At 70.0% G+C, this 11,880-nt stretch carries 12 protein-coding genes; 2 read left to right on the top strand and 10 right to left on the bottom strand.

The annotated features are described in order from the left end of the window. Window position 1: 1 nt before the first annotated feature. Together accB and aroQ are read right to left on the bottom strand one after the other, a co-directional pair. Window positions 2-493, bottom strand: a complete 492-nt coding sequence (gene accB, locus EPO51_RS17820) for an acetyl-CoA carboxylase biotin carboxyl carrier protein (protein WP_293353006.1) — start codon at window positions 491-493, stop codon at window positions 2-4. 26 nt (window positions 494-519) lie between these two features. After that, a complete protein-coding gene (gene aroQ, locus EPO51_RS17815) occupies window positions 520-960 on the bottom strand; it encodes a type II 3-dehydroquinate dehydratase (protein WP_293353005.1) in 441 nt (146 codons plus the stop codon). 77 nt (window positions 961-1,037) lie between these two features. On the opposite strand from aroQ, the gene thiS reads away from it, so the two are divergent. Beyond that, window positions 1,038-1,238, top strand: coding sequence for a sulfur carrier protein ThiS (gene thiS, locus EPO51_RS17810; protein ID WP_293353004.1), 201 nt, complete (start codon window positions 1,038-1,040; stop codon window positions 1,236-1,238). A 1-nt stretch (window position 1,239) separates the two neighbouring features. Continuing rightward, a complete protein-coding gene (locus tag EPO51_RS17805; RefSeq protein ID WP_293353003.1) occupies window positions 1,240-2,028 on the top strand; it encodes a thiazole synthase in 789 nt (262 codons plus the stop codon). 16 nt (window positions 2,029-2,044) lie between these two features. Here EPO51_RS17805 and EPO51_RS17800 read toward each other — a convergent pair whose 3' ends face one another. The 8 genes from EPO51_RS17800 to EPO51_RS17765 all read right to left on the bottom strand — a co-directional run bounded on the left by EPO51_RS17800 (window position 2,045) and on the right by EPO51_RS17765 (window position 11,639). After that, complete coding sequence (locus EPO51_RS17800) at window positions 2,045-2,350, bottom strand: hypothetical protein (RefSeq protein ID WP_293353002.1); 306 nt, start codon at window positions 2,348-2,350, stop codon at window positions 2,045-2,047. Between the two features lie 28 nt (window positions 2,351-2,378). Beyond that, window positions 2,379-3,053, bottom strand: coding sequence for a hypothetical protein (locus EPO51_RS17795; protein ID WP_293353001.1), 675 nt, complete (start codon window positions 3,051-3,053; stop codon window positions 2,379-2,381). Window positions 3,054-3,156: 103 nt separating this feature from the next. Beyond that, window positions 3,157-3,597: a ribose 5-phosphate isomerase B gene (gene rpiB / locus EPO51_RS17790; RefSeq protein WP_293353000.1), complete on the bottom strand. Its 441-nt coding sequence runs from the start codon at window positions 3,595-3,597 to the stop codon at window positions 3,157-3,159. A gap of 82 nt (window positions 3,598-3,679) precedes the next feature. Continuing rightward, window positions 3,680-5,083 carry an aldehyde dehydrogenase family protein gene (locus EPO51_RS17785; RefSeq protein ID WP_293352999.1) on the bottom strand — a complete coding sequence of 468 codons (1,404 nt, stop codon included), beginning with the start codon at window positions 5,081-5,083 and terminating at the stop codon, window positions 3,680-3,682. Between the two features lie 56 nt (window positions 5,084-5,139). Next, on the bottom strand, window positions 5,140-6,633 hold the full coding sequence (locus EPO51_RS17780) for an FAD-dependent oxidoreductase (protein ID WP_293352998.1): 1,494 nt from the start codon (window positions 6,631-6,633) through the stop codon (window positions 5,140-5,142). A gap of 48 nt (window positions 6,634-6,681) precedes the next feature. Then, window positions 6,682-7,428 (bottom strand): DsbA family protein, encoded by a 747-nt coding sequence (locus EPO51_RS17775; RefSeq protein ID WP_293352997.1) that lies wholly within the window; start codon window positions 7,426-7,428, stop codon window positions 6,682-6,684. 31 nt (window positions 7,429-7,459) lie between these two features. After that, window positions 7,460-8,851 (bottom strand): M48 family metalloprotease, encoded by a 1,392-nt coding sequence (locus EPO51_RS17770; RefSeq protein ID WP_293352996.1) that lies wholly within the window; start codon window positions 8,849-8,851, stop codon window positions 7,460-7,462. A 109-nt stretch (window positions 8,852-8,960) separates the two neighbouring features. Continuing rightward, entirely contained in the window at window positions 8,961-11,639 is a 2,679-nt protein-coding gene (locus tag EPO51_RS17765) for an Rne/Rng family ribonuclease (RefSeq protein WP_293352995.1), read from the bottom strand. Window positions 11,640-11,880: the final 241 nt, after the last annotated feature.

Below are 11,880 nucleotides of genomic sequence, written 5' to 3'. Positions count from 1 at the left end.
CCTACTCGATGATGGCGAGAGGTTCGCCGAACTCCACGGGCTGGGCGTCTTCGACCAGGATCTCCACGATCTTGCCGGCGCGCGGCGCGGGGATCGGGTTCATCGTCTTCATCGCCTCGACGATGAACAGCGTCTGGCCGGCCTCCACCGTGTCGCCGACCTTCACGAAGGACGGAGAGCCGGGGTTCGGCTGCAGGTAGATGGTGCCGACCATGGGCGACTTCACCTCGTCGCCGGCGGCGCGCACGGGCGCGGCCGGAGCGGCGGCGGCGGCCGGGGCGGCTGCGGACGCCGGGGCGGTTGCCGCGGGCGCGGGCGCCGGCGCGTAATGCACGGGTGCGGCGGCCGCGGTCAGCTGCTTGGCGACGCGGATCTTCAGCTCGCCATGCTCCACCTCGATCTCGGACAGGCCGGTCTCGGTGAGGATGTCCGCCAGCTTGCGCACCAGGCGAGCGTCGAACGGATCGGCAGGCGCCTTGGGGGTGTTAGCCATGTATCGGCCCTTGTCTTCTTTGATATCTAGCGGGCCAGCAGGCCCGCGGCGGCCTCGACGGCCAGTTCATAGCTCTTCGCCCCGAAGCCCGAGACGAGCCCGGTGGCGGCCAGCGACACGTAGGTTTCCCTACGGAACGCCTCGCGCGCGGCCGGGTTCGAGAGGTGGCACTCGACGATCGGGATGGAAAGCATCTTGAGCGCGTCGAGGATGGCGATGGAGGTGTGCCCATAGGCGGCGGGGTTCAATATGACGGCCGAGGCCTGTTCGCGCGCCTCCTGGATCCAGTCCACGAGTTCGCCTTCGTGGTTGGATTGGCGGAACACGACCTCATAGCCCAGGGACTTCGCCCGCGCCTCACAGAGGCCACGCACGTCGTCCAGGGTCTGATGTCCGTAAATCTCCGGCTCGCGGGTCCCCAGGAGATTGAGGTTGGGGCCGCTCAGCACATAGATCGGTTTCGGCATTCGGCTCCGCCGTCGATTCCGGGCCCTTGTAACGGTCGGCGGCGGACGCCACAAGCAACCCGACAGGAGCATCCGCTTTGCAGCTGACCGTGAATGGAGAGATCCGAGCCTTTTCCGGCGTCGCCGACGTGGCGGCGCTGGTGTCGGCGCTCGGCCTCGACATGCGGAAGGTGGCGGTGGAGCGCAACCTGGAGATCGTGCCGCGGTCGGCCTATGCGAGGACCTCGCTCGCCGACGGCGACCGGATCGAGATCGTGGCTTTTGTCGGAGGCGGCTGAGATGGATGGGTCCACGCACACTGAGGACACCTGGTCGGTCGCCGGCCGCACCTTCAAGTCCCGCCTGATCGTCGGCACGGGCAAGTACAAGGACTACGCCCAGAACGCCGCCGCCGCCGAGGCCGCGGGGGCGGAGATCGTCACGGTGGCGCTACGTCGGGTGAACCTCTCCGACGTCAACCAGCCCATGCTGACCGACCATGTGAAGCCCGACCGATTCACCTACCTGCCCAACACCGCCGGCTGCTTCACCGGCGAAGACGCCGTGCGGCTGCTTCGACTTGCCAGGGAAGCGGGCGGCTGGGACCTGGTGAAGCTGGAGGTGCTGTCGAACACGCCGCACCTGCTGCCCGACATGGAAGAGACGCTCAGGGCGCTGAAGCTGCTGATCGCCGACGGCTTCCAGGTGATGGTCTATTGTTCGGACGACCCGGTCTACGCCAGGAAGCTGGAGGACGCCGGCGCCGCGGCGATCATGCCGGCCGCCGCCCCGATCGGCTCGGGCCGCGGCATCCAGAACACGCTCAACCTGGGCCTGATCATCGAACAGACCAAGGTCCCGGTGCTGGTGGACGCCGGGGTCGGCACCGCCTCGGACGCGGTGATCGCCATGGAGCTGGGCTGCGACGCGGTGCTGATGAACACCGCCATCGCCGAGGCCAAGGACCCGATCCGCATGGCCCGGGCCATGCGGCACGCCGTCATTGCCGGCCGCGAAGCCTATCTGGCCGGCCGGATGGGCAAGCGGATGTACGCCGACCCGTCGTCGCCGCTGAGCGGATTGATCTAGGGCGCTTCGCGCCGGATCAGGCGGAGCTGCGCCTGACAAGCTGACCGAGGTCGGCGTGCGACGCCGCAGGGCGCGAGAAGGTCACGGCGCCCATGAGCTCGGATCGTCGGTTGCGGGGCCCCGGCAGGGCGGTGGGAAGGCCAATGCGCTCCGGAGCGGGCGTCGGGCTGTTCGCCTCCAGCACGCCGGCCTTCACCAGCAGCGGGTCGGCGGCGATGTCGCGGCGGATGCGCGCCATGGACGCCTCGACCGCGTCGTGGACGGCCTCGATGTCGAGCTCCTCGGCCTCCAGCAGCTCATCGAGCGCGTCCAGGGCCGTCAAGCATAGCTGCGTGGGTGTCTCTTGAGCCTCACCGGGCGGGGCAAAGGCCCTTGGGCGTCCAGTCCGAAGTGAGCGTCGTCGGCGGGGCTCCCGGCTCGTGCAGGATCATGGCGAAGCCCCGCCGGGTCTCCGCGCCGGTGGCCATGAGCAGCATTGGCGGGCCGCGCCGCACCATCAGCGAATGACCGGCGCCGCGGGCGACCTGGGCGCCATCCGGCGTTTCCAGACAGCTTGCGCCGCTGATCGCGTAGAAGGCCTCAGGCCCCGAATGCACGTGGACCGGCGCCGTCATGCCGGGCGTGAAGGTGGATTTCAGATATTCGACGCTGAGCGGGCTCGATGTCCCATCCATCGGCAGCGGCCCAACGTCCGCCAAGTGACGTCCGCCGGGGACCTTGACCCCCTTGCCGCCGACCTCAAACAGCCAGACGCGGCCGAAGGCCTGTACGACCGCCCCGCGACCGTCCTTCGCGCGTGTCGCAGCCTCCAGATCTGGAAAATCGTAGACGCGCCAGTACAGCGGCCCCGGCGGCGGGGTTCCGAGCTCCACATGGGCGACCAGGCAGGCGGGACCGGGTGTCTCGCCCGCTTCGCCAATACAGGCGCGCGAGGTGGCCTGGGCGTGAACGGCCACGGGTGTGGCGATCACGGCGGCCAGGGCGCCGAAGGCGACTGTAAGGGCGCGGAGGAAAGTTCGGCGCATACGCATCACTCAGACCAAGCCGTCTTGAGCCTGCCAGATGGACGGACCGCTAGCCACCCCCTGGCGACCCTCGCGAAAGCCGCTCTCGGGCAAATCAGCGGGCTCAGGCGCCCTGAGGCTTCGACAGCTTCTCGACGCGGCGCTTGTGGCGCTCGCCGCCGAACGGGGTGGCGAGGAAGGCTTCGATGCAGGCCTTGGCCATCTCGACGCCGATCAGCCGCGCGCCCAGCGCGATCACGTTGGCGTCGTTGTGCTCGCGCGCCAGGGCCGCGGAGAGCGGCTCGGAGACCAGCGCGCAGCGCGCGGCCGGGTCACGGTTGACCGCGATCGAGATGCCGATGCCGCTGCCGCAGGCGGCGACGCCGAAATCGGCGTGGCCGGCGGCGATGTGCCGGGCCAGCTTGTAGCCGTAGTCGGGATAGTCGACGGACGCGGCGCCGTCCGGGCCCAGGTCGGTGACGTCGTGCCCGAGCTCGCGCAGCCAGGCCGCGAGCTCGCCCTTCATCGCGAAGGCCGCATGGTCGGAGGCGATGGCGATCTTCATGGTCGGCTCATAGTGCGCGCCGGCGCGCCGTTCCATCGCAAATTCGGGCGGCAGCGCCTCCGACCCTGCCGCCCGCGCCCCGCTAGCGGGCCATGTTCAGGACTTGGACCTGGGTGAATTCCTTCAGGCCCTCTTCGCCCAGTTCGCTGCCGATGCCGGAGAACTTGGCGCCGCCGAAGGGGAGGTGGGGCTGCAGGTCGGCGTGCTTGTTCACCCACACCGAGCCCGACTCCATGCCCTCGGCCAGCCCCCAGGCGCGGTCGCTGTCCTTCGCCCAGATCGAGCCGCCCAGACCGTAGATCGAGGCGTTGGCGCGGGCGACGGCGTCCTTGGGGTCGGAGTACTTGATCACCGGCATGACGGGGCCGAACTGCTCCTCGTCCACCAGCTGCGAGCCCTCGGCGATGTCGCGCACGACGGTGGGGTTGATGAAGTAGCCCTTGTCGCCCTTGCGGTCGCCGCCGGCGATCACCTTGCCGTCCTTCTTCGCGCTCTCGATGAAGCCCATGACCTTGTCGAACTGGGCCTTGTTCTGCAGCGGGCCCATCTGGACCCCTTGCTCCAGGCCGTCGCCGACCACCATGTTCTTCGCCAGGGCGGCGAACTCGTCGCACATGGCGTCGTAGATGCTTTCGTGGACGTAGATCCGCTTGGCCGCGATGCACACCTGGCCGGCGTTCTGCATGGCCGCGCCGAACACCTTGGGCGCAGTCGCCGCCACGTCCACGTCGTCCAGGACGATCAGCGCGTCGTTGCCGCCCAGCTCCAGCGAGATGCGCTTGAGCGCGTCGGCGGCGCTGGCCATCACCTTCTTGCCGGTCTCGGTGGAGCCGGTGAAGCTGATCTTGCGGATGTCGGGATGCTTGGTCATGTCGCCGCCCAGGTCGTTGGCGTCCGCGATCACGTTCAGCACGCCCGGCGGGACCAGGTCCTTCACCAGCTCGGCGAACCGCAGGGTCGACAGCGGCGTCGTGGCCGCCGGCTTCAGGACCACGGTGTTGCCCGCCAGCAGGGCGGCGGGAACCTTGAAGGCCATCAGGATCATCGGGAAGTTCCAGGGCACGATCGCGCCCACCACGCCCAGCGGCTTGCGGCGCACCTCGATGCGCGACGTCGCGTCGTCGGTCACCACGCGAGCCGGCAGGTCCAGGCTGGCGAAATAGCGGAAGAAGGCCGAGGTCCCGAAGATCTCGCCGGTGGCGTCGGCCAGGGGCTTGCCCTGTTCCTGGGTCAGCAGGCGGGCGAGTTCCGGGATGTTGGCCTGGATCGCGTCGGCCATGGCGATCAGCACCTTGCGCCGCTCGTCGATCGAGGTGGCGCTCCAGGCGGGGAAGGCGGCCTTGGCGGCGGCCACGGCCTGGTCGAGCTGGCCCTTCGACGCCCTGGCGCACACAGCCACCGGCTCTTCCGTCGCGGGATTGAGGACGGTCATGGTGGCGTCGCCGGCGACCATCTGGCCGTTGATGAGCAGCTTGTATTCGGACATGGGGATCCTCCCGCGAAGTTCTCGGCGGGCAGGCAACGCGCCTTACGCTGCGGCGGTCAAGCCGCCAGCGCCCGCACCCGCTGGACGTCGGCGTCTGGCGAGACCCCCACCGCCTGCAGCATCTCGGTCCGGCCGGGCGCACCCTGCGCCGGATAGAGCTCGGCGTTGGCCGCCTTGCCGCGCGCCCAGACCCGGACGATCTTGGCCAGGTTCCTGGGCCGCTTCAGCCAGGCTTGCGGATGCTCCAGCATGTGGAAGCCGCGCAGGAAGGCGCGCAGCAGCTCGACGTCCTCGCGGATGGCGATGGCGACGCCGTCCTCCAGGAAGCTCTTCGCCAGCCTTCCCTTCAGGGTGGGTTTCTTGGGCGGCAGCAGGGCGGCGCGGGCCCGGCGGATCGCCGACCGGTCGGCCTTGCGCATCACGTCGTAGTAGGGCCGCAGCTCGCGCTCGAGGCCGGCGCGGTAGTGCGCGAGGCGCTGGACCGGGTCGGGCGTGGCGTCCAGCGCATCCTTGAGCAGGTGGGCGCCGACCGCGGCGAATGAGCAGCCCCGGCCGTACAGGGGATTGGTGCGGACCACGCAGTCGCCGACGGGGAAGAAACCCAGGACGGCGGGCCTGCCGTCCGGCGCCATCTCGCGCCAGCGGCTCTCGAGCTGGCCCATGCCGAACACCCGGCTGGTGGGGTCGGTGCGCTCGGGGTCGATCCAGGCGACCAGGCCCGGCAACTCGCGGCAGACGCCGTCGAAGACCGCCGGATCGACGATGGCCTTGCGCATCTCCTCCTCGACCTCGGGGACGCACAGGGTGATCGAGAAGCAGCCGTTGTCGCCCGGGAAGACCCCGAACTTCAGGAAGCCCAGGTCCCCGGTTGTGGAGCCCGCGCCCCGGGGCGGCTCCTCCTGGCCGGACCGCAGGCGGTAGTGGCGGGTGAAGTAGATGACGCCGCAGGGCTCGGAGCTCTCCGGGATCGTCGCGCCGGCCTCCGCCAGCCACTCGTAGGCCTGGGAGCCCTTGCCCTGGGCGTCGACCACCAGGTCGGCGGAGAGCTCGGTCCCGTCCTCCAGCACCACGCCGGTGACCGTCGGCGGCGCGCCGGGCGTGGTCCTGAGGCCCTTCACGAAGGTCTGGGCGCGCATGGTGACGCCGGGCAGGGCCTCGGCGTAGCGGCGCATCACCAGTTCCAGGGTCGTGCGCCGGCTGGTCAGGATCGCCAGGTCACGGTCGATGGGGGCGGGGACGTAGGTCTTCCTGTGCTGGGCGGTGAGCGAGCCCTCGAAGCCCAGTTCGCGCACGCCCTCGGCCAGCAGGGCCTCCAGCAGGGCCGGGTGGCGGTCGCGGGCCAGGGTGCGCAGGCGGGCGAGGAAGGCGTGGCTGTGGCGCAGGTGGCCGACGCCGCGGCGCTGCCAGTCCTCGAAGGCCACGTCGGGGCCGCCCGCCGGCGGCGGTGGATCGCGGTCCAGCACCGTGACCTCGCGATCGGGTCCCGCCAGGGCCATGGCGGTCCAGAGGCCCGCCATCCCCGCGCCGATCACCAGAACCCGCTCGACCATGCCGTACCCCGCGAGATGTCAGGCCGGCAGTCTAGCAGAGGCCGATCTTTACGTCGGGGAGCCTGAAGGCCGCTTCATCGCCGCAGCCTTCACCTTGGCGAGCGCCGCGCGCACCGAGCCGATGTCGGCGCCGGGGATCACGTAGTCGCCGACCACGAAAGCGGGCGTGCCCTGCAGCCCCAGGGCGCCGGCCAGCAGGCGGATGTCGTGGATCTGTTGGGCGATGGCCGGATCGGCCGCGGCCTTGCGCACGGCCGCCGGATCCAGGCCGGCTTCGGCCAGGTGGCGGTCCAGCGCCGTCTCGTCCAGGCCCTTGTCGGCCATCCAGGCCTTGTAGAGCTCGACGCCCTTCTGCTTGCCCTGCGGGGTCAGCGCCAGCTTCGCGGCGCTGTCCGACACCTCGCCGAAGATCGGGAACTCCTTGAAGACGAAGCGGACGTCCGGGTTCTCCTGGATCAGCTTCACCACCTCGGGGGCCACCACCTTGCAGTAGCCGCAGCGGTAGTCGAAGAACTCGACGACCGTGAACTCGCCGTTCGGGTTGATCACCAGGTCGCGGGGGTCGCGTTCGAGCTGCTGGCGGTACTTCGCCAGGGTGGCGGCGGAGGTCTTGGCCTGCTCCAGCGTCTGCTTCTGGCGCAGCTTCACCACCGCCTCCTCGATCACCTCGGGGTGTTCGAGCAGATAGGCGCGCACCTTGGCCCCGAAGGCGGGGTCGGCCTCGGCGGGCTTGTTGCAGGCGGACAGGGCGAGCGAACCCGCGAGGAGGGCGGCGAGGGGGAGGAACGGCTTCATGGGCTCTCGATAGGTCAGGGAGCCTGACGGCTCAACGCGTGTTCCCGGCGATCGAGCCCTCACGGGCCAGATCCTTCAGGTCTTCGCGGGTCGGTTCGGCCACCAGCACGATGTCGGTGGCGCGCCGCCACTCGGGCGTGCCGCGGGTCAGCATCTCGCGGGCGCGCATGGCGAAGACGCGGGCCTGGCGCTTGTCGCCGATGTTGAAGTTGTATTCGGCGGTGGCGAGGCGGGCGAGGCCGTCCTCGTTCAGCTTGTCGTAGCCTTCGGCCAGGAGCCGCCAGGCGACGGCGTTGTCCTCTTCCTGGGTGATGGCGCGCTTCAGCTCGACGACGCCCTCGGCGACCTTCTTCTTGTCGTCGAGCGCGATCAGGGTCTGGCCCAGGTTCACGCGCAGCAGCGGGGCCTCGGGCTTCAGCTCCACGGACTTGCGCTGGGGCTGCTCGGCTTCTTCCGTGCGGCCGAACTCGAAGAGGATCTGGCCTTTCAATTCCCACAGGTAGGGATTGTTGGGCTGCTCCTGCAGCATGACGTCGACCAGCTTGAGCGCCTTGTCGGGCTCCTTGAGCTGGTAGTAGGCGATGGCCCGCGCATAGCGTGACGGATAGTCGGTGGCCTTCTCGTCGTACTTGGTGATCGCCACCTGCGGATTGAGGAAGCCGTCCAGCTTGGCCTTCATGACCGCGTGTTCGGCCATGGCCTCGGGGCTGTCCTTCTTGTTGTAGTTCGGCTGGGCTTCGACCTTGCGGCGCAGGCCCTCGATCCGGTCGGAGGAGATCGGGTGGCTGCGGAAATAGGCATAGCGCCGCGCTTCGTCGAAGACCTCCTGGTAGCGGAAGTTGTCGAAGAAGTCGGCCAGGCCCTTCCCGGACAGGCCCGCCCGGTCGAGCAGCGTCGCGCCGGCCTGGTCGGCGCGGCTCTCCTGTTCGCGGCTGTAGCCCATGGCGCCCAGCGTGCCGAAGTAGCTGGCGCTGCCGGCCAGGCCCGCGGCCGCCTCGGGGGATCCGGCGATGGCCGCCAGCACGCCCAGGCCCATGGTCAGCAGGAACGGCTTCATGCCGGCCGACTGCATGTCGCCCGAGCGGGCGCTGTGGCCGGCGGCCAAGTGGCCGACTTCGTGGGCGATGACGCCCTGCAACTCGTTCGGATCGTCGGATTCGAGGATCAGGCCGGTGTTGAAGCCCATCACGCGAGGACCGGCGAAGGCGTTGAGTTCCTTCGAGGTAACCAGCACGATCTCGACATTCTTCGGGTCGATGCCGGCGGCCTTCAGGATCGGCTCCGCATCCCGCGCCAGGATCTCTTCGATCTCGGTGTCGCGCGCCGTCGACTGGGCCGAGGCGGGGGCCGCCGTCAGCGCCAGGCCCGTGGCGGCCAAGGCTGTCAGAGCGAGGCGCGAAACCGAACGGAAAGGGGAGTTCATCCTCGACACTCTATCGTAGTCCGACGCCCCCAGCGGGTGGGATGCTAGCGCGCATCCCGCCAAACAGGAAACCGGTTTGGCGGGACACGGGCTGACACATGGCGATGGACTAGCCGCGGCGCCACCAGCCGCGCTTCGGCGCCGGCGCGGGACCCGAGATCTCCGCCGGATCGGGCGCGCGGGGCGCGGGGGGCGGCGGCGCGGGTTCCGGCTCGGGCTCGGCGGCCACGACCTCCAGGACCGGCTCCGGGGCGGCCACGGCCTCGGCGGCTTCGGCGACCGGCGCGGCCTTGCGGCTGCGCGAGCGCTTCGGCTTGGCCGGGGGCTCTTCGGCCACGGCGGCGACCGGTTCGGGCTCGGGGGCGACGGGCGCCTCGGGCTCGACCGCGGCCGCTTCGACCGTCATCGAGGCGGCGTCGGCGTCCGCGGCGGCGTCGCCGTCACGACCCCGGCCGCGACCGCGGGCGCGGCGGGCGCGCTTCGGCTTTTCCTCGACCTCGGGCAGTTCGACCCAGACGTCCTCGTCGCTGCCGCCGTCACGGGCGACCGGCGCGGGCGCCGGAGCCTCGACCGTCGGCGCGTGGGCCGCGGGCTCCGCCGCGGTCGGCTGCGGCGCGATCTTCAGGTCTTCGGACGGGTCGTACCAGACGAACGGATCGTCGCCGTAGGGCACCCAGGGGCGCACCCACGAGAACGCATCCTGCGGGCGGACGTCCTCGCGCATCCGGCGACCGCCGCGGCGGCCCCGGCGGCGGCGGCGGCCGTCGCGGTCTTCCTCGGTCTCCGCGCGGGCGGGCCGCGGCTCGCCTTCGGGACGCGGGCCCCGCTCGGGGCGCGGTTCGCGGTCGGCGGCGCGCGGCTCGTCGCCGCGACGTCCACGGCGACGACGGCGACCGCGGCCACGGCGGCCGCCTTCCTCGTCGTCCTCGCGCGCCGGACGCTCCTCGCGGGCGTTGCGGGCATGGGCGGCGTCGTCGTCGGTGTCCTCGCGCTCGAGGGCGTCTTCGTCCTCTTCCTCGTCTTCTTCCTCGTCCTCGTAGGCCTCGTCGTCGAAGTCGTCGTCTTCGGCCACGGGTTCATAGGCGGGGGTCGCCGAGGGCAGGGGCTGGGCGTGCTCGGCGCGGGTCTCCATCGAGGTGCGCTCGATGGCGTGGTCCGCGTGGGCCATCTCGTCTTCGATCACCACGGTGACGAAGAGCCCGAACGTCTGGTTCAGCCGCGCCAGGTGGGCGCGTTTCTCGTTGAGGATGTAGAGGCCGACGGCGCGGGGCACCCGCAGCGTCGCCTCGCCGCCGCCCTTCAGCGCCTCGATCTCCAGCGCCCGCAGCGACGCCAGCGCGCTCGATTCCACCGAGCGCACCCGGCCGGTGCCCTGGCAGTGCTCGCAGACGTGGGTCGTGCCTTCCAGCACGCCGGTGCGGCGGCGCTGGCGGCTGATCTCCATCAGGCCGAACGGGCTGATCTTGCCCATCTGGACCCGGGCGCGGTCGTCCTTGAGCGCGTCCTTCAGCTTCTTCTCGACCGCCCGGTTGTTCTTCGACTCATCCATGTCGATGAAATCGATGACGATCAGGCCGGCCAGGTCGCGCAGGCGCAGCTGGCGGCAGGCCTCCTCGGCCGCCTCCATGTTGGTCTTCAGCGCCGTGGCCTCGATGTTCCGCTCGCGGGTGGAGCGGCCGGAGTTCACGTCGACGGCGACCAGCGCCTCGGTCTGGTTGATCACCAGGTAGCCGCCCGAACGCAGGGGGACGACCGGGGTGTAGATCTGGCTGAGGTGGTCCTCGACCCGGTGCTTCACGAAGAGCGGCATCGGTTCGCGGTAGGCCATGACCTTCTTGGCCTGGCTGGGCATCAGCATCCGCATGAAGTCGCGGGCTTCCTTGAAGGCGGCTTCGCCCTCGACCCAGACCTCGTCGATGTCCTTGTCGTACAGGTCGCGGATCGTGCGCTTCACGAGGTCTTCTTCCTCGTAGATCAGCGCCGGCGCGATCGAGTGCAGCGTCTTCTCGCGGATATTCTCCCAGAGGCGCAGCAGGTAGTCGTAGTCGCGCTTGATCTCGGCCTTGGTGCGCTTGGCGCCGGCGGTGCGGACGATCAGGCCCATGCCCTGCGGCACGGCCAGGCTGGCGACCACGCCCTTCAGGCGCTTGCGGTCGGTGGCGGTGTCGATCTTGCGCGAGATGCCGCCCCCTCGAGCCGTGTTGGGCATCAACACGCCGTAACGGCCGGCCAGCGAGAGGTAGGTGGTGAGCGCCGCGCCCTTGTTGCCGCGCTCTTCCTTGACGACCTGGACCAGCATGATCTGCCGGCGGCGGATCACTTCCTGGATCTTGTAGCGGCGCATGAGCCGGCGGCGGCGGCGCGCCAGCTCTTCTTCCATCACGTCGTCATCGTCGTCCGAGCCGGCGGATTCGGCTTCGTCCTCGTCGTCGCCGTGCGCCTCGGCGTCGTCGCCGCCGTTGCGGCGGCGGCCGCGGGCCGGGCGCTCGTCCTCGTCGTGGTCCTCGGCTTCCTCGCGCAGCAGGGCTTCGCGGTCGGCGACCGGGATCTGGTAGTAGTCGGGGTGGATCTCGTTGAAGGCCAGGAAGCCATGGCGATTGCCGCCATACTCGACGAAGGCCGCCTGCAGCGACGGCTCAACGCGCGTCACCTTGGCGAGGTAGATATTCCCTCGAAGCTGCTTTCGGTTCTGGCTTTCGAAATCGAACTCTTCAACGCGGTTCCCGTCGACGACCACCACACGCGTCTCTTCCGCGTGGGCTGCGTCGATCAACATAGTCTTGGGCATTAGTCTCTCCGCGGCGCGCGGGGGCGTCTCGGCCCGGGCGCTGCCTGCTTATGGGACGAGCGCGCGCGTGGACTACGAATACGCCGGGAACGGCGGTCCGTGAGGCCTTGGGGCCAGATGTGGCTCGAGCTGCGCAGCTCATCGGGTGTGTTCCTAGGCGCGTCCCGAAGGTCGCGGATCGGATGATGCGTCGCCACCGAGTACTCGGTCGAAGCCGACGCCGGCTGGTTTTGTCGCGTGG

The sequence above is a fragment of the Phenylobacterium sp. genome, from assembly GCF_004297125.1.
In the GTDB taxonomy this organism is placed as follows: Bacteria; Pseudomonadota; Alphaproteobacteria; order Caulobacterales; family Caulobacteraceae; genus Phenylobacterium.
The sequence above is the reverse complement of the archived record's forward strand: the minus strand, read 5'-3'. Positions and strand labels throughout refer to the sequence as shown.

Bases quoted from the DNA above. Each gene is read 5' to 3' on its own strand.
- accB (WP_293353006.1), bottom strand. From the start codon at position 493: ATGGCTAACACCCCCAAGGCGCCTGCCGATCCGTTCGACGCTCGCCTG.
- aroQ (WP_293353005.1), bottom strand. From the start codon at position 960: ATGCCGAAACCGATCTATGTGCTGAGCGGCCCCAACCTCAATCTCCTG.
- EPO51_RS17805 (WP_293353003.1), top strand. From the start codon at position 1,240: ATGGATGGGTCCACGCACACTGAGGACACCTGGTCGGTCGCCGGCCGC.
- EPO51_RS17795 (WP_293353001.1), bottom strand. From the start codon at position 3,053: ATGCGCCGAACTTTCCTCCGCGCCCTTACAGTCGCCTTCGGCGCCCTG.
- rpiB (WP_293353000.1), bottom strand. From the start codon at position 3,597: ATGAAGATCGCCATCGCCTCCGACCATGCGGCCTTCGCGATGAAGGGC.
- EPO51_RS17785 (WP_293352999.1), bottom strand. From the start codon at position 5,083: ATGTCCGAATACAAGCTGCTCATCAACGGCCAGATGGTCGCCGGCGAC.
- EPO51_RS17780 (WP_293352998.1), bottom strand. From the start codon at position 6,633: ATGGTCGAGCGGGTTCTGGTGATCGGCGCGGGGATGGCGGGCCTCTGG.
- EPO51_RS17775 (WP_293352997.1), bottom strand. From the start codon at position 7,428: ATGAAGCCGTTCCTCCCCCTCGCCGCCCTCCTCGCGGGTTCGCTCGCC.
- EPO51_RS17770 (WP_293352996.1), bottom strand. From the start codon at position 8,851: ATGAACTCCCCTTTCCGTTCGGTTTCGCGCCTCGCTCTGACAGCCTTG.
- EPO51_RS17765 (WP_293352995.1), bottom strand. From the start codon at position 11,639: ATGCCCAAGACTATGTTGATCGACGCAGCCCACGCGGAAGAGACGCGT.